The organism is Paraburkholderia monticola (assembly GCF_001580545.1).
In the GTDB taxonomy this organism is placed as follows: domain Bacteria; phylum Pseudomonadota; class Gammaproteobacteria; order Burkholderiales; family Burkholderiaceae; genus Paraburkholderia; species Paraburkholderia monticola.
Genome location: NZ_LRBG01000010.1, coordinates 107,611 through 127,692 on the forward strand (window position 1 = coordinate 107,611; position 20,082 = coordinate 127,692).

Sequence of the window (20,082 nt, forward strand, 5' to 3'; positions counted from 1 at the left end):
CCAACCGGAGTACCGTTGATGGGCGAACTACGAAAGAACCACTTCACTCGCCGCTTGAAATCCTGCCCGAACGTTATACGGCGAATTCGGACGAAGGTCAACAGTCTGGACGAAACTTTGCCGGACTGATCCGAATATTTCTTACAAACCTTGCGATCAGGCGAGCTTTTTGCTAGGGGGAACCCCTTAGTTGTTCGGCGGTTTCGCTGCAGTAACACGGTGCAACCGTTAAACTACGCGCCGCGCGTCGGTTGCACCTACTCGGCATCTGGACGCGCTTGCATGCGCGTCACCCGTCCTCACGCCACAAGCGAGGTCATGCGGGTGCCGACATGGTTCTGATTTAGGAGAAGACGTGAAAAGTTCTATACAACGGAACATCGGGCCATTCGCGCTGATGCTGACCGGTCTGGGCTCGATCATTGGATCGGGCTGGCTGTTCGGGGCGTGGAAGGCCGCAAAGATTGCCGGTCCGGCCGCGATTTGCGCATGGATCATCGGCGCGGTCGTGATTCTCGCGATTGCGCTGACCTACGCGGAGCTCGGCGCGATGTTTCCGGAATCTGGCGGGATGGTGCGCTACGCGCGCTACTCGCACGGTGCGCTGGTCGGTTTTATCAGCGCGTGGGCCAACTGGATCGCGATCGTATCCGTGATTCCGATCGAGGCCGAAGCATCGATCCAGTACATGAGCACCTGGCCCTATCCGTGGGCGCATGCGCTGTTCGTCGACGGGTCATTGACCACGAACGGCCTGCTGTTGTCGGCGGGGCTCGTGATCATCTACTTCCTGCTCAACTACTGGGGCGTCAAGCTGTTTGCGCGCGCCAACTCGGCGATCACGATCTTCAAGTTCCTGATCCCCGGCGCGACGATCATCGGTCTGATGATGACCGGCGTGCATACCGAGAACTTCGGCCAGACGACCACCTTCGCCCCGTACGGCTGGTCGTCGGTGCTGACCGCAGTCGCGACGAGCGGCATCGTGTTCGCGTTCAATGGCTTCCAGAGCCCGATCAACCTCGCCGGTGAAGCGCGCAATCCGGCCAAGAGCGTGCCGTTCGCGGTGATCGGCTCGATCCTGCTCGCGCTCGTGATCTACGTGCTGCTGCAGATCGCGTACATCGGCGCGGTGAACCCGGCCGACGTGATGAAGGGCTGGAGCCACCTCACCTTCGCTTCGCCGTTCGCGGAACTGGCGATCGCGCTGAACCTGAACTGGCTGGCGATCCTGCTGTACGTCGACGCGTTCGTGAGCCCGAGCGGCACCGGTACGACCTATATGGCGACCACGACGCGCATGATCTACGCCATGGAGCGCAACAACACGATGCCGAAGATTTTCGGCCAGGTGCATCCGTTCTACGGCGTGCCGCGTCCGGCGATGTGGTTCAACCTGTTCGTGTCGTTCATCTTCCTGTTCTTCTTCCGCGGCTGGAGTTCGCTCGCGGCCGTGATCTCGGTCGCGACGGTGATCTCGTACCTGACGGGCCCGATCAGCCTGATGGCGCTGCGTCGCGCGGCGACCGATCTCGACCGCCCGCTGCGCATCGCCGGCATGAAGGTCATCGCGCCGTTCGCGTTCGTTTGCGCGTCGCTGATCCTGTACTGGGCGAAGTGGCCGCTCACCGGTGAAATCATTCTGCTGATGGTCGTCGCGCTGCCGGTGTACTTCTACTTCCAGGCCAAGCAGGGCTTCGACGGCTGGACCCGTGACCTGAAGGCCGCCTGGTGGCTGGTCGCGTATCTGCCGATCATGGCGATCCTTTCGCTGATCGGCAGCAAGGAGTTCGGCGGCTTCGGCATCCTGCCCTACGGCTGGGACATGCTCGTCGTGATCGCCTTCGCGTTGGTGTTCTACTTCTGGGGCGTGAACAGCGGCTATCGTTCGGACTATCTGGACGAGCGGCTCGTGCACGATGAAGTGCTCGAAGGCATCGGCGCGCACTGAGCGCCGCTCGACATCGAAGAATCCGCTCGCGGCGGGTGCTTCGGGTCATTGAAAAAGCCCGCCTGATCGATGATCAGGCGGGCTTTTTTGTCGGCCGTTTCCGGATGGTTTCGCGACGGATCAGGCCGTGCCGAACACGTAATTCGTCATTGCGAGCGAGCGCTGATAAGTGCCGAGCGACTGGATCGCGAGCGAATAGTCGTCGTCGGCGGCGCCAAGCGCGGCGAACACCGGCAACAGATGCTCGTCGGTCGGGTGCATCAGCACCGCGTGCGGCGCCTGGCGACGATAGTCGAGCAGCGCATCGATATCGCGCGCGATGAGCTTGTCCTCGAACCAGTCGGTGAATTCCGTCACGCGCGGATCGGCGTCTTCCGGGCGCGCGGAGAAATCGGCGGCGCGCAGATTGTGTGTGATCTGGCCCGAGCCGATCACCATCACGCCTTCGTCCTTCAGCGCGCGTAGCGCGCGGCCGACGTGGAAATGATGCGCGGCGTCCTTGTGCGGCTGGATCGACAGTTGCGCGATCGGCACGTCGGCCTGCGGGAACATCAGCAGCATCGGCACCCATGCGCCGTGGTCGAGTCCGTGCGGCTGCACGTCGGCGGCGATGCCACTCGCGCCGAGCAGCGCGGCGGCGCTGCGCGCGACGTCAGGCGCGCCAGGCGCCGGGTACTGGATCTCGTAGAGCTGGCGCGGAAAGCCGTAGAAATCGTGGATGGTTTCAGGCGCCGTCGCGATGCTCGCGAGCGGCTGCGCGGTGCCCCAGTGCGCCGACAACATCAAGATGGCCTCGGGACGGGGTAATTGCGTGCTCAGCGCACCGAATTCGGCGGACGGCATCGACGGATCGATCGGCAGCGTGGGTGCGCCGTGGGACAGGAAAAGCGAAGGTAAGCGGTTCATGACAGCAACGCGGCACGAGAAATTGGGTTGCTACCAATATAGGTCCGCACGCCGGCTTGATAAATGGGTGCGGGCGGAATTGATTGTGTCGCGGTTATTGTTAATCAGCGGACGCGTTCAATCTTGCGCGTCGCGCAAGCCTTTCCACGCGGGCGACAGCGCGGGTCCCAGCGCAAACAGATCGAGCACGCGTGCGACCGTGTGGTCGACCATCTCGTCGATCGAAGTGGGCTGGTTGTAAAACGCGGGCAGCGGCGGGAAGATCACGCCGCCCATTTCGGTGACGGCCGTCATATTGCGCAGATGCGCGAGATTGAACGGCGTTTCGCGCACCAGCAGCACGAGGCGGCGACGCTCCTTGAGCGTAACGTCGGCGGCGCGGGTGATCAGGTTGTCGGCAAAACCGTGCGCGATGCTCGCGAGCGTTTTCATCGAGCACGGCGCGATGACCATGCCGTCGGTCGCGAACGAGCCCGAGGCGATGCTCGCGCCGACGTCGCGCACCGAATGGACGACATCCGCGAGCGGATGCACGTATTCCTTGCCCAACTGGAGTTCGTGCTGAATGTTGAGCCAACCTGCGCTCGAAATCAGCAGGTGGCTCTCGACGCCGCCGAGCCGGCGCAGCGTTTCGAGCAGCCGGACGCCGTAGATGGCGCCGGTGGCGCCGGTGATCGCGACGATCAGCCGGCGGGGCGCCGCGGAGCGGGTTTGCAGCATGGCTTGCGGCGCCTGATGAAGCGAACCAGGCGAAGATCGCTCAGGCTGCGGCGAACAGCTGCTGAAGCTCGCCCGATTCGTACATCTCCATCATGATGTCCGAGCCGCCGATGAATTCGCCGTTCACGTACAGCTGCGGAATGGTCGGCCAGTTCGAGAACACCTTGATGCCCTGGCGGATTTCGTCGTCTTCGAGCACGTTGACGGTTTTGATCTCGCCGACGCCGCACGCCTTCAGGATCTGGATGGCGCGGCCGGAGAAACCGCACATCGGGAACTGGGCCGTGCCCTTCATGAAGAGAACGACGTTGTTGCCGTCGACGATTTGCTTGATGCGTTGTTGCGTATCCATGACTGACCTTGCGGTTCCGATAGAGGAAGGGGTAGGGTAGCCCCCCTTCCTCGCGGAAGAGGGGCCCCCTAAGAACTGTACGTGCGAGTTTCCCCGCATACAGCTCAAGCCTACGGCAAATCCCTGCTTAACGCAGAGACGGTTTAGTTACTGCGATTTTACCAGCGTGTACCAGTTGGTGGCATTGGGGGTGAAGCAGTACCCGATTAGACAGCGCGTCTGACCCGCCATGCATCCGATATTCCAGATGATGGTCGTGCCAACCCGTTTCGTCCGTTAGGGCACAGTTGCAGTGCGCACACAACCCGCTCTGCGATAGATACAGCGTGGCCCACTGCTTTCGATAACGCATCGAATTCACCATGCGTTCCTGCCGCAGTTTCTCGCTGTATTGCTCCAACATTGGATCAAAGGGGTGGTAATCCCCTCGAATCTTCTTATGCCTTTTGATAACCGTACCGCTGATTTCGTACAGGTCAAAAAGCCCCTTACTGCCGTCTTCGCGAGTTATTGGAGCGGCGAACACCCAGTGTCGATCACCAATGGAGCAGAAGTATTTCTTCTTTATCCAACTGGTGCTCTTCTTAGGATGACGCCGCTTCGACCACCGCCAAAGCCTCTTGAAAATCAGATGCTCCATGCGGCTGTACGCTTGCTTGGCAACCACGGGACTGTGGTACTGCGCCCAGCCCCGTAGCATCGGATTGAGCAAACGAATCAGATCCGCCTGCTTCACCGTCTTGTTGCCACTGATCGTATCCGCCACCTTGCGATAGAACGTTTGCACGTTCTTTTTGCTCGGCTTGATGAGTAGCTTTCCCGAGTACTTCCGGAAGTTCCACCCAAGGAAATCAAAGCCTTGATCAATGTGAGTGATCCGCGTTTTCTCCTCCGACAGTTGCAGTCCTCGAGTTGCCAGGAATGCTTCCACCCAAGGCTTCACTTCGTTTTCCAGTATCTCTTTCGAGTCGCCGGTTATGACGAAGTCATCCGCGTATCGCACCACATTCACCTTCAGCTTCTTTGCTTTTGCGATCCCAAATTTCGCATCAAGATGCGCAATCAGTTCACGTTCAAGCCCGTTCAGCGTCACGTTCGCCAGCGTAGGGGAGATGATCCCGCCCTGTGGCGTACCGGCCTCAGTCGCCTGTAACTGTCCTTTGTAAATCAGGCCAGCCTTCAACCATTTTCGGAGGATTGCCCTGTCCATCGGGACATGGTTCTCCAGCCAGTCATGATTGATGTAGTCGAAGCAGCCCTTGATGTCCGCCTCCAGTACCCAGCGGGCAGAACCGTGCTGAGACATGGCGACGAAAATCTGGGACATTGCATCAGCCGTCGAGCGACTTAACCTGAACCCATAAGAGTTTGGGTCACTCATCGATTCCGACACCGGTTCCAAGGCTAGCAGATACAAAGCTTGCATCGCCCTGTCCCGCATGGTTGGGATGCCCAAAGGGCGCTCCTTCCCATTGGCCTTGGGGATAAAGATTCTCCGTAAAGGCAGAGGCTTGTATCCACGTCGCGTCAACCGGTTGACGGCCTGCCATCGACTTTCAGGTGAATTCCAAAGCTCGCGATCGACTCCCGCCGTTCGCGCACCCTGGTTTTGCGTAACACGTCGTACCGCGTGCAGCTTTGCGGACAACGTGCGGGTCAACATCCGTTGCAGGGCTTTCACCCTGCGCCAGTCGCGTTCCCGCGTCGCCTTCGCAATTCGAATCTGCATCCCTCTCACGTTCCGTTCAACGCGACGCCAATCGATGGCGTGCCAGTTGTCCGGCGCGTGGGAAAGCGCAGATCGATCCTCGCGGATAGATACTTTCATGCTGCTCTCCTGCTCGAAAAAAAAGTGAGACCCGAGCGAAGAACAGATCGCCCCTTGCGGGAGCTATCTGCTCCCGCAAGGGGGTTAAATACATACACTGACGGCTAGAGCAGCCGCCAACGATCACCAGTTTTTAGCGAAAGGTCCGTCAGCCGTCTTGCGACGGTAGACCAAACGGAAGTCTGCCCGCTTTCGCGTGGGGCAATGTCTCAGCCCCTATCCAAACCATTACAGTCTGGCGTTCGCTTTTTCCGTCCTCCCATACCCGCACAGTCAACAGCGTTCCTTGCGGTCCACCTGCCTGCAATGTTCCGCAGGCAACCATACGGGCTTACCACGTTCCCGATCCGTCACACGACTGATTTAGGTCCTGCCTCTTCCCCGGCGGCACCGATGACGACGTAACCCGTCCTACCAGCGAGTTAACCGGCCGCACACCTTTTGGTTGTTGCCTGTCAGCAGCTTTGGCAACGCCATTTTTACGAGGTTTATCAGCAGTTCACATATGTTGACCGTGTCAGTCAGCCAGCTCCTCAACCCCTTTTGCTGCTAGGAGTATCCAAGTGATCGCCTCACGGAGATCACTTGTCCGAGAACATCCGGAGGCTACTTTGTCAGAAGAGCTTCACACCCCACCGTTACCAGTGACGCATGTCTTCGTAGGCTACTGCTAGTCGTATAACAGGTTCTCTGCCACAGCCGTACCAGTCGATAAGAACTATCCGACAGGCAGACCGAGGTTGAACAATGACGGATCGAGCTTGTCGCTCGCATCGAAGTGAGTACCCCTTCCAAAAGAAGGGGCAATTAGTAGACGCCACTCCGCTTTGTCAGCGGTTTGGTGCCGCTGACGAGGCGGAATCCGAGGATAATCGGATTAATACATAGCATGCGGCGTAAAGGCCGATGCACTCACGCAGAAAAATTAAGGACAAAAGTCCCCCAAACCCCCAGAGAAAAGTGGGTTTGATTGTCGATGCTCGTAACGTGAGCGAACGGTGCGTGTCGCACAATAGGCTGAAATGATAGCGGATTTCGCTAAGGGCGGCCGCAGCCGCGTCGCGCCAAGGGTTTTAGCTGCGGCGAGGCCGTTTATGCCGAGGCGGCGCGCAGCACGCCTCCGCTGATCCGCTCGATGCCGGCCAGATCGCGCTCCGAGCGGACCTCGGCAAAACCCCGCGCGCTGAGCAATGCGCGCACGGCTTCGGCCTGGTCGTAGCCGTGCTCGATCCACAGCACGCCATCGGCGGTGAGACGCTCGGGCGCGCCGGCGACGATCGCGCGGATCGCGCTGAGGCCGTCGGCTTCGTCGGTGAGCGCGCCGCGCGGCTCGAAGCGTAAATCGCCTTCGCACAGATGCGGGTCGCCGCTCGCGATATACGGCGGATTGCTGACGATCGCGTCGAAACGCAACGCGGCATCGAGCGAGCCGTACCAATCGCTGGACAGGAACGCGATGGCGCCGCCCGGGCGCTTCGCGTCGAGCAGGCGCGCGCCGTTGTGCGTGGCGACCGCGAGCGCATCGGCCGAACGGTCGAGCGCCCAGACCTGCGCGTCGGGCCGCATCGACGCGATCGCCACCGCGATGGCGCCGGTTCCGGTGCCGAGATCGAGCACCAGCGGACGCGGCCGAGGTTCGATCGCCGCGAGCGCGGTCTCGACCAGCAGTTCGGTTTCGGGGCGCGGAATCAGCACGTGCGGCGTAACCTCGAACTCCAGCCCGAAAAACTCGCGCGCACCGACGAGCTGCGCAACCGGCTCGCCGGCGAGGCGCCGCGCTTCGAGCGCGCGATAACGCTCGACCCCTTCGCGCTCGAGCGGCTCCTCGCCGCGCGTGATCAGTTGCGTGCGTCGCCAGCCGAGCACGTGCGTGAGCAGAATCCGCGCTTCGAGCGCCGGCAACGGCGACGTGCGCAACAGCGCAGCGGCCGTGGCGGGCGAAGCGGAGGAGTCGAGCGGGGCTGGGGCGGCGTCGGTCATTGGCGGGGCGTTAGTCCGCGTCGCCGAGCGAGGCCAGCAGTTCGGCCTGATGTTCGCTGACGAGCGCCGCGATCAGTTCGTCGAGATCGCCGTCCATGATCGCGTCGAGGCGGTACAGCGTCAGGTTGATGCGGTGATCGGTGAGGCGTCCCTGCGGGAAGTTGTAGGTGCGAATCCGTTCCGAGCGGTCGCCCGAGCCGATCAGGTTCTTGCGCGTCGCCGCTTCCTTCGCCTGCTGCTCGTGCGCCTGCTTGTCCTTGATGCGGGCGGCGAGCACCTTCAGCGCGCGATCCTTGTTCTTGTGCTGCGAACGGTCGTCCTGACATTCGACGACGATGCCGGTCGGCAAGTGCGTGACGCGCACCGCCGAATCGGTCTTGTTGATGTGCTGGCCGCCCGCGCCGGACGCGCGAAACGTGTCGATCCGCAGATCGGCCGGATTGATCTCGACTTCGCCGATCTCGTCCGCTTCAGGCATCACCGCGACCGTGCACGCCGAGGTGTGAATGCGGCCCTGCGTTTCGGTAGCCGGCACGCGCTGCACACGGTGTCCGCCCGACTCGAACTTGAGCTTGGAATACGCGGCGTCGCCGGCGATTCGGACGATCACTTCGCGATAGCCGCCGAGATCCGATTCGCTCGCCGACATCATCTCGACCTGCCAGCGATTGCGCTCGGCATAGCGCAGATACATGCGCAGCAGATCCCCCGCGAACAGCGCGGATTCGTCGCCGCCGGTGCCCGCGCGGATTTCGAGGAAGATGTTGCGGTCGTCGTTCGGGTCCTTCGGCAGCAGCATTTTCTGCAACTCGACGCCGAGCGTGTCCATGCGATCGCGCGCCGCACGGATCTCCTCTTCGGCGAAATCACGCATCGACGCGTCGGCGAGCAGCTCCTGCGCGGTGGTCGCGTCGTTCTGCGCCTGACGCCACAGCCCGTATTGCTCGACGACCGGCCCCAGCTCCGCGTGCTCGCGCGTGAGCTTGCGATATTGGTCGAGGTTGGCGGTGATGTCCTCGCGGCTCAACAGGTCGTTCAGTTCGGCCAGCCGGGTGGTCAGCTGGTCGAGCTTGCGTTGCATGCTCGTTTTCATCGGGCGGGTAGCGGAGCGGACTCCGGAAAGGATGCGGCCAGGGGAACGGGTGAATGCCCGGGACTGAAGCACTTAGCGAGCCACGACGGTGGCGCGCGGGGTGCGGCGAGAACTGCGCCGCTAACGCTCGGAGGAGCCGGAGTGTTTGTAGAAGCCGCTCATCAACGCGATCAGCTTGTCGCGGTTGTCGCTGTCGGCGCGATTCAGCGCGTGCGTGGGACCGTGGATCAGCTTGTTGGTGAGCGATTGCGACAGCGCTTCGAGCACCGCGGCCGGGTCGTCGCCGCGCGCGAGCATTTTTTGCGCGCGCTCGACTTCCACGCGGCGCAGTGCGTCAGCCTGCGTATGCATATGGCGGATTACCGGCACGATGCTGCGCTGGTCGAGCCATTGCATGAAGGTCTGCACGCGCGTTTCGATGATCGCTTCGGCCTGCGCGACCGCGGCCTGGCGCGACGCATTGCCTTCGCGGACGATCGCGCCGAGGTCGTCGACGGTATAAAGGAACACGTCTTCGAGCTGGCCGGCTTCGGGCTCGATGTCGCGCGGCACCGCGAGGTCGACCATGAAAATAGGGCGGTGGCGGCGTGCCTTCACCGCGCGTTCGACCGCGCCAAGCCCGATGATCGGCAACGTGGACGCGGTGCACGACACGATGATGTCGAATTCATGCATCCGCGCGGGCAGCTCGGAGAGCGGAATGGCGCGGCCGTTGAAGCGCTCGGCGAGCCGCATGCCGCGCTCGGCGGTACGGTTCGCGACGACGAGCTCACGCGGATGCTGGGCGGCGAAGTGCGTCGCGCACAGTTCGATCATTTCACCAGCACCGATGAATAGCACGCGCTGGTTCGAGATCTTGTCGAAAATGCGTTGCGCGAGGCGTACCGCGGCGGCGGCCATCGACACCGACTGCGCGCCGATTTCGGTCGTGCTGCGGACTTCCTTCGCGACGGCGAACGTGCGTTGAAACAGCTGGTTCAGATAAGTGCCGAGTGCACCGGCTTCGGACGCGGTGCGCACCGCATCTTTCATTTGTCCGACGATCTGCGTTTCACCGAGCACCATCGAATCAAGCCCCGATGCGACGCGGAACGCATGCCGCACCGCTTCGGACTGCGGCAACGCGTAGACGTGCGGCGCGAGTTCGTCGATGGGCAGGTGGTGGTACCTGGACAGCCACTGGATCGCGGCTTCGCGCGCGGCGAGGTCGTCGGTCGCGCAGTAGAGCTCGGTACGGTTGCAGGTGGACAGAATGGCCGCTTCGGGCGCGTTGGGGGCCATGCGGCCCAGCCAGATGCCTTTGAACGTGTCCAATGCGGGCTTGATCTGTTCGAGCGGAAACGCCACGCGTTCGCGCAAGGCGACAGGCGCAGTGTGGTGGTTGATTCCGATCGTAAGGAGCTGCATTTGAGGGGAGCTATCGTTCAGGCCTATATTATAGCGTTTCCACGATTCTCACATCCTGGCGGCCGTATACCCCGCATGCGTCAGCTCGCGCCTGTCAGGTTCTCCGGCGGAATCGGGTCGAGTTGATAACCGTAACCATAGACCGGCGTCAGCGCGTAGCCAAGCTCCGGGCGCAGTTGCAGCTTGCTGCGCACGCGCGAGACGTGGGTGTCGATGGTGCGTGACTTTACGTCGCGACGGCGCGACCACACGGTTTCGAGGATATGCGCGCGCGACACTGGCCGCGCCTGATTGTTGAACAGCAGCAGCGCGAGGCGGAATTCCTTCGGCGTCAGGATGACGGTCAGCTCGCGAAAGCTCACCGCGAAACTCGCCGCGTCGAATGTATAGCCGCCGATCACGTCGCGCCGCCGGTTGGGAGGGCGACGCACGCCCGCGCGACGCTGCAGCGCCTCGACGCGCGCGAGCATTTCGGGGCCACGCACAGGCTTGCTCAGGCAGTCGTCGGCGCCGGCGTGCAGCGCGGCGACGATCTGGCTCTCGCGCGGAGCCACGATCAGCATCATGACGGGCAGCCCCGGCAAAATGGAGCGCGCGCGCGGGATCACGTCTTCGGCGCAATGGTCACCGGCCCAGCTCTCGGTGATGAGCAGGTCGAAAAATTCGTCGGTGGCGCACTGCAGGAAGGTGGTGCTGGTGGTGAAGTGCTGGCACACGTGACCGCCGGCGAAAATGAGCCGGTCGACCAGTTTGGCGTGTTGCACGTCCGGTTCGATAAGGGCGATGCGCATGGCTCGGCGTCAGCCTGGCAACGGGCGGAGTACAGGCTTTTCGTCAGACCGACAACTTGCCTAAGCACACCCCGACCCCTAAACTCAACCGCTATGCGGAAAGCGCCGTGCTGAACTTCTATAGTTAAGGAGGCAAAAATGCTAGCCTTGGCTGCTTATTCCGCCTATGAGACGAATCTGAAATTGATTTTGCCGTGTTTGAGCGCCCAGTCTGGAGCCCACGCCTGATGGGTTGGCCAGGCATTCTCGTGCTCGGCGTCGTGATCGGCCTCGCGGGTTGGGGGTTGCATCCGCTGCGCGCGACGAGCCGCGCCCGCTGGTGGGTCGCGTTGTTGGCCGGCGTGCTTGGCGCGAGCGTCGCGCGCATGGCCGGCAATGTGACAGGTCTCTTCCATGACGGCGACATGCTCGAATGGCTGGTATGCACCGCCTTTGCGCTGATCGCCGTCGCCGTGACGGTCGGCCTTTTTTCGCGCCGATCAATCCGTCGATGAATCCTTGCAGGTAACTCCATGAACGCCCGACTTCCCGAAACCTCCTCCATTCCCGAGCGCCTCGCGAGCCTGCGCGCCGCGATGGCGCATGAAGGCATCGCCGCTTACCTCGTGCCGTCCGCCGATCCGCACCTGTCCGAGTATCTGCCGGGTCGCTGGCAGGGCCGTCAGTGGCTGTCCGGCTTCACCGGCTCGGCCGGCACATTGGTCGTGACCGCCGATTTCGCCGGCGTCTGGACCGACAGCCGCTACTGGGAACAGGCGAGCGCGCAGCTCGCCGGGACCGGTGTCCAGCTGATGAAGATGACCGGTGGCCAATTGACCACGCCGCATTTCGAATGGCTCGCGCAGAACGTCCCGAGCGGTGGGACCGTCGCCGTGGACGGCGCGGTGCTCGGCGTCGCGGCGGCGCGTGCCCTGAGCGCGACGCTGAACGCGCGTGGCGTGCAATTGCGCACTGATGTCGACCTGTTCGACGCGATCTGGGCGCAGCGTCCGACGCTACCTACCGACGCCGTCTTCGAGCACGCCGCGCCGCAAGCGGGCGTCGCGCGGGCGGCCAAGCTCGCGCAGGTGCGTCGCGCGATGGCCGACAAAGGCGCGCAGTGGCACTTCATCTCGACGCTCGACGACCTCGCGTGGCTGCTGAACCTGCGCGGCGCCGACGTCAGCTACAACCCGGTGTTCGTCGCCCATGCGCTGATCGGCGCGGATCGGGCGTCGCTCTTTATCGCCGACGGCAAGGTGTCGCCGGCGCTCGCCGAAGTGCTCGCGCGCGACGGCATCAGCGTCGAGCCATACGCGCAAGCCGCCGGCGCGCTCGCCGCGCTGCCGGCCGGCAGCACGCTGCTGATCGATCCGCGCCGGATCACCTACGGCTCGCTGCAGGCGGTGCCGTCGTCGGTCAAGGTGGTCGAGGCGGTCAATCCGTCCACTTTCCTGAAGTCGTGCAAGACCGCCGCCGACGCCGCGCACGTGCGCGCAACGATGGAGCAGGACGGCGCCGCGCTCGCCGAATTCTTCGCGTGGTTCGAAAGCGCGCTGGGCCGCGAGCGCATCACCGAGCTGACGATCGACGAACATCTGACGGCCGCCCGCGCGCGCCGTCCCGGCTTCGTGTCGCTGAGCTTCGCGACGATCGCGGGCTTCAACGCGAACGGCGCGATGCCGCACTATCGCGCGACCGAGGAGTCGCATGCGGTGATCGAAGGCAACGGCCTGCTGCTGATCGACTCGGGCGGCCAGTATCTGAGCGGCACGACCGATATCACGCGCGTCGTCCCGATCGGCACGCCGAGCAATGAACAGCGGCGTGACTTCACCGTCGTGCTGAAGGGCATGATCGCGCTGTCGCGCGCGCAATTCCCGCGTGGTATCCGCTCACCGATGCTCGACGCGATCGCGCGCGCGCCGATCTGGCAAGCGGGCGCGGACTACGGTCACGGCACCGGCCACGGGGTCGGCTACTTCCTGAACGTGCACGAAGGCCCGCAGGTGATCTCGCACTACGCGCCGGCCGAACCGTGGACCGCGATGGAGGAGGGCATGATCACGTCGAACGAGCCGGGTCTATATCGGCCGGGCAAGTGGGGTGTGCGCATCGAAAACCTCGTGCTCAATGTCGCCGCGGAAAAGACTGAATTCGGCGATTTCCTGAAGTTCGAAACGCTGACGCTGTGCCCGATCGACACGCGCTGCATCGAGCTGTCGCTGCTGCGCGAGGACGAGCGCGCCTGGCTCAACGCGTATCACGAGACGGTGCGCACGCGCCTCGCGCCGCACGTGTCGGGCGACGCGAAGGCGTGGCTCGAACTGCGCACGCAACCGATCTGAACGCAACGAAAACCTTCCAGGCGGAGCGTGCATGGCAATCAAGGCAGTGGTGTTCGATTTCGGCGGCGTGCTGATCGACTGGAGTCCCGAGTACCTGTATCGCGAGCTGATTCCCGACGAAACCGAGCGCCGCTGGTTCCTCACGCACGTGTGCTCGATGGACTGGGTGATCCGCCAGGACGGCGGTCAGCCGATCGTCGAGGCCACCGACGAGCTGATCGCACGTTTTCCCGACCACGAGCCGCTGATCCGCGCGTTCTACGAGCGTTGGCACGAGATGGTGGCGGGTGTGCTCGATGACGGCGTCGCGCTGATGGAAAAGCTCGAAGCGGCCGACGTGCCGCTCTTCGGGCTCACCAACTGGTCGGCCGAGACGTTCCCGTATGCGTGGGAGCACTATCCGGTGCTGCGGCGGTTCCGCGACATCGTCGTGTCGGGGCGCGTGAAGCTCGTCAAGCCCGACCCGGCGATCTTCGCGGAAATGCACCAGCGCATCGAGTCGCAGATGCCCGGCGTCGAGCCGGCCGAGCTCGTCTTCATCGACGACAACCCGAAGAACGCCGAAGCCGCGACGGCGCTCGGCTGGCACGGCGTGCATCATACGAGCGCCGCGCAAACGCAAGCGCAGCTGCGCGAGCTAGGCTTGCCGGTTTGAGCTGAGCGCTACTGCCCCAGCAGATTCTTCAACGCATTGCCGAGACCTTTAACGGTCTCGCCCGCGCCCTTCGCGACACCTTCGACGCTCACCCCCAACGCCTTTGCAAACCCCTCGCCGACGCGCGCGAGGATTCCGTCGCGCACCGAGAACTTCGGATCCCGCAAATCGCCGTCGAGCACGAAATGCAACGAGATGTCGCCGTTATGGGTGCGCAGCGCGGCGACGGCCGCGCGGGTCGGGATCGACATGAACGTCTCGAGCGGATTGTCGGTTTCAGCGAGCTGCAGATTGTGGATCGTCACGGTGCCGGGCGCGTGCACGTGATAGTTGCGCACCGTCGATTCGATCGTCAGATCGACGGTGCCGCCCGTCACCTGCGCTCGCGTGCCGGCCTTCTTCAGCAGATACGGATCGAGCATCGCGATATCGACGCCGCGCAACGTGCTCGTCGTCTGTGAATCGCGGCTGGCGATTTTGATCCAGCCGTCGAATGTAACCGTGCCCGTATGCGCCGGACCCTTCAGCGAGCCGCGGACGCTGACGTTGGTCGGCTCGGCGAGGGTCGGCAGATGCAGATTGTCGACCGTCGCGTTCGCGTTGCTGACCGTCACCTTGAACGGTGGCGGCCCGACGGTCATGTCGTAGAAGTGGAAGTTGCCCTGCTCGAAGCGGATCCGGTCGACCTGCTTTTCGCGCGGGATCGGCGGCGCCTTGCCGGTGCCGCCCGGCTGATCGTCGCGGTTCAGCGTTTCGCGCAGGTTCGGCAGCAGATTCAGCGAGCCGTCCCTGGTGCGCAGCACGGCCATGTCGAAACCGCGCACGACGACCTCGCGGATATGCATGCGCCGCGCGACCAGATCGCGCACGTCGGGGGTGATGGTGATTTCGTCGGCGCGCAGCGGTTCGCCCGCCGGCCAGCCGGGTGGCGCTTTCAGCACGACGTGGGTGAGGTGGACCGAGGTGAGGCCGACATCGATGCTCTCGGCGCTGCCGAGCGGCCCGAGCGCCGCGCTCACGCGATTCTTGACTTCTTGTTGCGCGAATTGCATCGCGCCGATCGCGATCAGAATCAACGCTAATAGCGTGCCGCCCACGACGACGATCCAGCGTCTGCCCTTCGACATCGCCATGCTTGTCTCCTTCGTCTGTCGCGTGCGCGGATTTTTCACGCGCGGGCCCACCACGCGAAGGCAAGCAACCCGCATGCCCCGTGACCCGTCCGGCATTGCACCAGACGGGCCGTTGTTTCCTGCTTCTTAACGCGAGATCGGCTTGTAGCGCAGACGCTTCGGCCGCGCGCCTTCCTCGCCCAGACGCGCGCGCTTGTCCGCTTCGTATTCCTGGTAGTTGCCGTCGAAGAACGTGACCTGCGAGTCGCCTTCAAACGCAAGGATATGCGTCGCAATACGGTCGAGGAACCAGCGATCGTGCGAGATCACGAGCACCGAGCCCGCGAATTCGAGCAACGCGTCTTCGAGCGCGCGCAGCGTTTCGACGTCGAGGTCGTTCGACGGTTCGTCGAGCAGCAGCACGTTACCGCCCGCGATCAGCGTCTTCGCCAGATGCAGACGACCGCGCTCGCCACCGGACAGATTGCCGACGATCTTCTGCTGGTCGCCGCCCTTGAAGTTGAAGCGGCCGATATACGCGCGCGACGGCGTTTCGTACTTGCCGACCGTCAGCACGTCCGCGCCACCCGAGATTTCCTCGAACACGGTCTTGGTGCCTGCGAGCGCGTCGCGGCTCTGGTCGACGTAAGCGAGCTTGACGGTCGGGCCCTTCACGATTTCGCCCGAATCGGGTTGCTCGCGGTCGGTCAGCATGCGGAACAGCGTCGACTTGCCCGCGCCGTTCGGACCGATGATGCCGACGATCGCGCCCGCCGGAATCTTGAAGCTGACGTTATCGAGCAGCAGGCGATCGCCGTACGACTTGCTGACGTTCTTGAACTCGATCACTTCATTGCCGAGTCGGTCGCCGACCGGAATGAAGATTTCCTGCGTTTCGTTGCGCTTCTGGTAGTCCTGGCTGTTCAGCTCCTCGAAGCGGGCGATACGCGCCTTCGACTTCGCCTGGCGGCCCTTCGGATTCTGGCGCACCCACTCGAGCTCCTTCTTGATCGCCTTCTGGCGCGCCGATTCCGACGCCTCTTCCTGCTTCAGCCGGTCTTCCTTCTGATCGAGCCAGCTGCTGTAGTTGCCCTTCCAGGGAATGCCGTGGCCGCGGTCGAGTTCGAGAATCCACTCGGCGGCGTTGTCGAGGAAGTAGCGATCGTGCGTGACGGCGACCACGGTGCCCGGGAAGCGCGTGAGGAACTGCTCGAGCCATTCGACCGATTCCGCGTCGAGGTGGTTGGTCGGCTCGTCGAGCAGCAGCATGTCGGGCTTCTGCAGCAACAGCTTGCACAGCGCCACGCGACGCTTTTCGCCGCCCGACAGATGCTCGATCTTGGCGTCCCATGCCGGCAGACGCAGCGCGTCGGCGGCGATTTCGATCTGCTGCTCGGCGCTGCCGTCGGTCGTCGCGAGGATCGCTTCGTACTTCGCCTGCTCGGCGGCGAGCGCGTCGAAGTCGGCGTCCGGCTCGGCGTAAGCCGCATAGATTTCGTCGAGCTTCTTCTGCGCGTTGAAGACGTCGCCGAGGCCTTCCTCGACCGCTTCACGCACGGTCTTTTGCGGATCGAGCTGCGGCTCCTGCGGCAGATAGCCGATGTTCAGGTTCGGCATCGGCGTCGCTTCGCCTTCGATTTCCGTGTCCACACCAGCCATGATGCGGATCAGCGTCGACTTGCCCGAGCCGTTCAGGCCGAGCAGGCCGATCTTCGCGCCGGGGAAGAACGATAGCGAGATGTCTTTCAGGATCTGGCGCTTGGGCGGCACGATCTTGCCGACCCGGTTCATGGTGAAAACGTATTGGGCCATTTGCTTGCAGTAGACGTTGACGACGCCGGCCGCGTGCGGGCGGGCAGTCGAGGGTGAATGGGTAATCGGTGTGAGAGCCGGGCGGAACGCCCGGCGCCGGCCGGCGCGGCGTCGGATTCAGACGACGCTGCCGCGCGCGGCGCGTGGTTCAGGTCGCATTGTACTTCGCGGCGGGGGCCGGGCGGCAGGGGAGGGCCGACGGCAGGCCGCCGTCACGGCGCTTCGGGGGGCGTCTCAGTTCGCGCGATGTCCCGTCGCCGGATCGAAGAAATGCAGATGCTGCGCGGGCAGCGCGACCTGCAGCACCTCGCCCGCCGCCGGGCGGTGCGCGTGCGGCAGCCGTGCGGTCACGTCGTGCTTGCCCCAACGGCCATGCGCGAGATTGTCCGCGCCGAGGATTTCGCAGGAATCGACGGTCAGCGTCGCGGACGCTGCGTTGGCCGTGCCCGGGCTCAGATGCTCGGGGCGGATGCCGAGCGTCCATTCGCGGCCGGTCGCGACTTCGCGGCCGATCGACGGTACGCCCGCGAGCGGCAGCTTCGGGCCGTTGCCGGCGACGTCGAACGTGGAGCCGTCGTCCGAGACACGGCCTTCGAGCAGGTTCATCCCCGGTGAGCCGATGAAGCTTGCGACGAATACCGTGGCCGGCCGCTCATAGACCTCGGTCGGCGCGCCGATCTGCTCGGCGTGGCCCTTGTTCATGACGATCACGCGTTGGGCCAGCGTCATCGCTTCGATCTGATCGTGCGTGACGTACAGGCTCGTGGTCTTCAGACGCGCATGCAGACGCTGGATTTCGAGGCGCATCTGCACACGCAGACGCGCGTCGAGATTCGACAGCGGCTCGTCGAACAGAAACACGGCCGGTTCGCGCACGATCGCGCGTCCCATCGCGACGCGCTGCCGCTGCCCGCCCGACAATTCGCGCGGCTTGCGCTGCAGCAGCGCGCCGAGTTCGAGAATCTGCGCGGCGGCTTCCACCCGCTTCGCGATCTGCGCGCGCTCGACGCCCGCGATCTTCAACGCGTAGCCCATGTTTTCGGCCACGCTCATGTGCGGATACAGCGCGTAGTTCTGGAACACCATCGCGATGTTGCGATCCTTCGGCTCCAGATCATTGACGACCTTCCCGGCGATCGAAATGCTGCCGTCGGAGATGCGCTCGAGCCCGGCGACCATCCGCAGCAACGTCGATTTGCCGCAGCCGGACGGACCGACCATCACGACGAATTCGCCGTCGGCGACGTCGACGTCGATGCCGTGCAATACGAACTGTTTGCCGTCGTAGGTTTTCTTGACGCTTTGCAGAGTCAGTGCAGCCATGCTGTTTTAGCCTTTGCTTTTGAGTGCTTGTCGCAGTTCGTCATATCCGATCACTTCTCCGAATCCACGAGGCCGCGCACGAACCAGCGCTGCATCGTCAGCACGACCACGAGCGGCGGCAGCATCGCGAGCAACGTGGCCGTCATCACGAGATGCCATTCGGTCGCGGTGTCGCCCGAGGCGATCATGCCCCTGATGCCGATCACCGCGGTGGTCAGCGATTGCTGGCTCGTAATCAGGATCGGCCACAGATACTGGTTCCAGCCGTAGATGAACGTGATCACGAAGAGTGCCGCCATGGTGGTGCGCGACAGCGGCAGCACGACGTCCCAGAAGAAGCGCAGCGCGCCCGCGCCGTCGATGCGCGCGGCTTCCATCAGTTCGTCCGGCAGCGTCTTGAAGAACTGGCGGAACAGGAACGTCGCGGTCGCCGACGCGATCAGCGGCAGCGTCAAACCGGTGTACGTATTGCTCAGATGCATCGACGACACCACTTCCACGGTCGGGAAAATCCGCACTTCGACCGGCAGCATCAGCGTGACGAAAATCAGCCAGAACGCGGCCGTGCGAAAGGGAAAGCGGAAGTAGACGATCGCGTACGCGGAGATCATCGACACGGCGATCTTGCCGATCGCGATCACGAGCGCCATCACGAGACTGTTGAGCAGCATGCGGTTGAACGGCGCCGCCGCGTTACCGGTGCCGTGCGACCAGATCGTGGCGATGTTCTCGAACAGATGCGTGCTCGGCACGAGCGACAGCGGCACCGTGAACACTTCGTGCTCGCTCATCGTCGCCGCGCAGAATGCGACGTACACCGGAAACACCACCAGCGCGACGCCGAGGATCAGCACCGCGTGACAGAAGAGGTCGAAACCGCGTCGGTTCTCGATCATGAGTATTGAACCCTGCGTTCGATGAAGCGGAATTGCACGACGGTCAGCGCCACGACGATGATCATCAGCACGACCGACTGCGCGCCCGAGCTGCCGATGTCGAGCCCCTGGAAGCCTTCGGCGAAGATCTTGTAGATCAGCGTCCGGGTGGCCTGGCCGGGGCCGCCGCCGGTTGCCGCGTCGATCACCGGGAAGGTGTCGAAGAACGCGTAGGTGATGTTGATCACCAGCAGGAAGAACGTGGTTGGCGACAGCAGCGGCAGCGCGATGCCGAAGAAGCGCCGCACCGGACCGGCGCCGTCGATCGCGGCCGCTTCGATCAGCGAGCGCGGAATCGCCTGCAGGCCCGCGTAGAAGAACAGGAAGTTATAGCTGACCTGCTGCCAGACCGACGCGAGCACGACGAGGAACATGGCCTGACCGGGATTCAGCGCGTGATTCCACACGATGCCGTACTTCGCGAGCGCATACGTGACGAGGCCGATGCTCGGATTGAACAGGAACGACCACAGCACGGCGGCGATCGCGGGCGCGACCGCGTACGGCCAGATCAGCAAGGTTTGATAGGCTTTCGCGCCGCGCGTCACGCGATCCGCGCAGACCGCGAGCAACAGCGAGATCACGAGGCCCGACACGGTGACGAGCGTGCAGAACACGATCGTCGTGTTGAACGACGCCAGATAGAGCGGGTCGGCGAACAGCTGTTTGAAGTTCGTGAGTCCGACGAACTGGCTCGACGTGCCGAACGCGTCCTGACTTTGCGTCGATTGCCACAGCGCAACGCCAGCCGGCCACAGAAAGAACACCAGCGTGATGAGCAACTGCGGCGCGACGAGCAGGTAGGGCAGCCCGCTGGTGCCGAAGTAAGAGCGCTTTTCCATCGAGATTCTCAGGTGTGTGGCAACGACATCGGGTTCCAGCGCAACAGC

At 63.4% G+C, this 20,082-nt stretch carries 17 protein-coding genes; 4 read left to right on the forward strand and 13 right to left on the reverse strand.

From position 1 onward, the window contains the following. The first annotated feature begins 355 nt into the window (after window positions 1–355). Entirely contained in the window at window positions 356–1,951 is a 1,596-nt protein-coding gene (locus CI15_RS13450) for an APC family permease (protein WP_062128496.1), read from the forward strand. A 120-nt stretch (window positions 1,952–2,071) separates the two neighbouring features. On the opposite strand, the gene CI15_RS13455 is transcribed toward CI15_RS13450, so the two are convergent. The 8 genes from CI15_RS13455 to CI15_RS13490 form a co-directional block, all read right to left on the reverse strand. After that, the gene (locus tag CI15_RS13455) at window positions 2,072–2,857 is read right to left on the reverse strand and encodes a DODA-type extradiol aromatic ring-opening family dioxygenase (RefSeq protein ID WP_062128498.1); all 786 of its coding nucleotides are present in this window, start codon (window positions 2,855–2,857) and stop codon (window positions 2,072–2,074) included. A 117-nt stretch (window positions 2,858–2,974) separates the two neighbouring features. Beyond that, window positions 2,975–3,577 carry a UbiX family flavin prenyltransferase gene (locus CI15_RS13460; RefSeq protein WP_162842049.1) on the reverse strand — a complete coding sequence of 201 codons (603 nt, stop codon included), beginning with the start codon at window positions 3,575–3,577 and terminating at the stop codon, window positions 2,975–2,977. A 40-nt stretch (window positions 3,578–3,617) separates the two neighbouring features. Next, window positions 3,618–3,929, reverse strand: coding sequence for a Grx4 family monothiol glutaredoxin (gene grxD, locus CI15_RS13465; protein WP_062128500.1), 312 nt, complete (start codon window positions 3,927–3,929; stop codon window positions 3,618–3,620). Window positions 3,930–4,056: 127 nt separating this feature from the next. After that, complete coding sequence (gene ltrA, locus CI15_RS13470) at window positions 4,057–5,757, reverse strand: group II intron reverse transcriptase/maturase (RefSeq protein ID WP_062128502.1); 1,701 nt, start codon at window positions 5,755–5,757, stop codon at window positions 4,057–4,059. Between the two features lie 1,092 nt (window positions 5,758–6,849). Further along, entirely contained in the window at window positions 6,850–7,737 is an 888-nt protein-coding gene (prmC, locus tag CI15_RS13475; protein ID WP_062128504.1) for a peptide chain release factor N(5)-glutamine methyltransferase, read from the reverse strand. A 10-nt stretch (window positions 7,738–7,747) separates the two neighbouring features. Beyond that, window positions 7,748–8,830, reverse strand: a complete 1,083-nt coding sequence (gene prfA, locus CI15_RS13480; protein WP_062128506.1) for a peptide chain release factor 1 — start codon at window positions 8,828–8,830, stop codon at window positions 7,748–7,750. 120 nt (window positions 8,831–8,950) lie between these two features. After that, window positions 8,951–10,237 carry a glutamyl-tRNA reductase gene (gene hemA / locus CI15_RS13485; RefSeq protein ID WP_062128508.1) on the reverse strand — a complete coding sequence of 429 codons (1,287 nt, stop codon included), beginning with the start codon at window positions 10,235–10,237 and terminating at the stop codon, window positions 8,951–8,953. Window positions 10,238–10,317: 80 nt separating this feature from the next. Then, window positions 10,318–11,028, reverse strand: a complete 711-nt coding sequence (locus tag CI15_RS13490; protein ID WP_062128510.1) for a response regulator transcription factor — start codon at window positions 11,026–11,028, stop codon at window positions 10,318–10,320. Between the two features lie 227 nt (window positions 11,029–11,255). Here CI15_RS13490 and CI15_RS13495 point away from each other — a divergent pair, with 227 nt between their 5' ends. The 3 genes from CI15_RS13495 to CI15_RS13505 are packed head-to-tail and all read left to right on the forward strand — an operon-like array spanning window position 11,256 to window position 14,010. Further along, window positions 11,256–11,522: a hypothetical protein gene (locus tag CI15_RS13495; RefSeq protein ID WP_062128512.1), complete on the forward strand. Its 267-nt coding sequence runs from the start codon at window positions 11,256–11,258 to the stop codon at window positions 11,520–11,522. An 18-nt stretch (window positions 11,523–11,540) separates the two neighbouring features. Beyond that, a complete protein-coding gene (locus CI15_RS13500) occupies window positions 11,541–13,355 on the forward strand; it encodes an aminopeptidase P family protein (RefSeq protein WP_062128514.1) in 1,815 nt (604 codons plus the stop codon). A 31-nt stretch (window positions 13,356–13,386) separates the two neighbouring features. Further along, a complete protein-coding gene (locus CI15_RS13505; RefSeq protein ID WP_062128516.1) occupies window positions 13,387–14,010 on the forward strand; it encodes an HAD family hydrolase in 624 nt (207 codons plus the stop codon). An 8-nt stretch (window positions 14,011–14,018) separates the two neighbouring features. On the opposite strand, the gene CI15_RS13510 is transcribed toward CI15_RS13505, so the two are convergent. From CI15_RS13510 to ugpA, 5 genes are all read right to left on the reverse strand, one after another. Continuing rightward, the gene (locus tag CI15_RS13510; protein WP_062128518.1) at window positions 14,019–15,143 is read right to left on the reverse strand and encodes a DUF748 domain-containing protein; all 1,125 of its coding nucleotides are present in this window, start codon (window positions 15,141–15,143) and stop codon (window positions 14,019–14,021) included. Window positions 15,144–15,269: 126 nt separating this feature from the next. Beyond that, window positions 15,270–16,934, reverse strand: coding sequence for an energy-dependent translational throttle protein EttA (ettA, locus tag CI15_RS13515; protein WP_062128520.1), 1,665 nt, complete (start codon window positions 16,932–16,934; stop codon window positions 15,270–15,272). Between the two features lie 234 nt (window positions 16,935–17,168). Continuing rightward, entirely contained in the window at window positions 17,169–18,257 is a 1,089-nt protein-coding gene (locus CI15_RS13520; RefSeq protein ID WP_062128522.1) for a sn-glycerol-3-phosphate import ATP-binding protein UgpC, read from the reverse strand. 50 nt (window positions 18,258–18,307) lie between these two features. After that, on the reverse strand, window positions 18,308–19,153 hold the full coding sequence (ugpE, locus tag CI15_RS13525) for a sn-glycerol-3-phosphate ABC transporter permease UgpE (protein ID WP_062128524.1): 846 nt from the start codon (window positions 19,151–19,153) through the stop codon (window positions 18,308–18,310). Further along, window positions 19,150–20,034 (reverse strand): sn-glycerol-3-phosphate ABC transporter permease UgpA, encoded by an 885-nt coding sequence (gene ugpA, locus CI15_RS13530; RefSeq protein WP_062128526.1) that lies wholly within the window; start codon window positions 20,032–20,034, stop codon window positions 19,150–19,152. The genes ugpE and ugpA overlap by 4 nt, the downstream gene beginning before the upstream one ends. Window positions 20,035–20,082: the final 48 nt, after the last annotated feature.

What these genes read in the sequence shown, in the direction of transcription:
- CI15_RS13510 (WP_062128518.1), bottom strand. Translation starts at nt 15,143, where the DNA reads ATGGCGATGTCGAAGGGCAGACGCTGGATCGTCGTCGTGGGCGGCACG.
- CI15_RS13495 (WP_062128512.1), top strand. Translation starts at nt 11,256, where the DNA reads ATGGGTTGGCCAGGCATTCTCGTGCTCGGCGTCGTGATCGGCCTCGCG.
- ugpA (WP_062128526.1), bottom strand. Translation starts at nt 20,034, where the DNA reads ATGGAAAAGCGCTCTTACTTCGGCACCAGCGGGCTGCCCTACCTGCTC.
- prfA (WP_062128506.1), bottom strand. Translation starts at nt 8,830, where the DNA reads ATGAAAACGAGCATGCAACGCAAGCTCGACCAGCTGACCACCCGGCTG.
- CI15_RS13520 (WP_062128522.1), bottom strand. Translation starts at nt 18,257, where the DNA reads ATGGCTGCACTGACTCTGCAAAGCGTCAAGAAAACCTACGACGGCAAA.
- CI15_RS13455 (WP_062128498.1), bottom strand. Translation starts at nt 2,857, where the DNA reads ATGAACCGCTTACCTTCGCTTTTCCTGTCCCACGGCGCACCCACGCTG.
- CI15_RS13500 (WP_062128514.1), top strand. Translation starts at nt 11,541, where the DNA reads ATGAACGCCCGACTTCCCGAAACCTCCTCCATTCCCGAGCGCCTCGCG.
- ugpE (WP_062128524.1), bottom strand. Translation starts at nt 19,153, where the DNA reads ATGATCGAGAACCGACGCGGTTTCGACCTCTTCTGTCACGCGGTGCTG.
- hemA (WP_062128508.1), bottom strand. Translation starts at nt 10,237, where the DNA reads ATGCAGCTCCTTACGATCGGAATCAACCACCACACTGCGCCTGTCGCC.
- prmC (WP_062128504.1), bottom strand. Translation starts at nt 7,737, where the DNA reads ATGACCGACGCCGCCCCAGCCCCGCTCGACTCCTCCGCTTCGCCCGCC.
- grxD (WP_062128500.1), bottom strand. Translation starts at nt 3,929, where the DNA reads ATGGATACGCAACAACGCATCAAGCAAATCGTCGACGGCAACAACGTC.
- ltrA (WP_062128502.1), bottom strand. Translation starts at nt 5,757, where the DNA reads ATGAAAGTATCTATCCGCGAGGATCGATCTGCGCTTTCCCACGCGCCG.
- CI15_RS13460 (WP_162842049.1), bottom strand. Translation starts at nt 3,577, where the DNA reads ATGCTGCAAACCCGCTCCGCGGCGCCCCGCCGGCTGATCGTCGCGATC.
- CI15_RS13490 (WP_062128510.1), bottom strand. Translation starts at nt 11,028, where the DNA reads ATGCGCATCGCCCTTATCGAACCGGACGTGCAACACGCCAAACTGGTC.
- CI15_RS13505 (WP_062128516.1), top strand. Translation starts at nt 13,387, where the DNA reads ATGGCAATCAAGGCAGTGGTGTTCGATTTCGGCGGCGTGCTGATCGAC.
- ettA (WP_062128520.1), bottom strand. Translation starts at nt 16,934, where the DNA reads ATGGCCCAATACGTTTTCACCATGAACCGGGTCGGCAAGATCGTGCCG.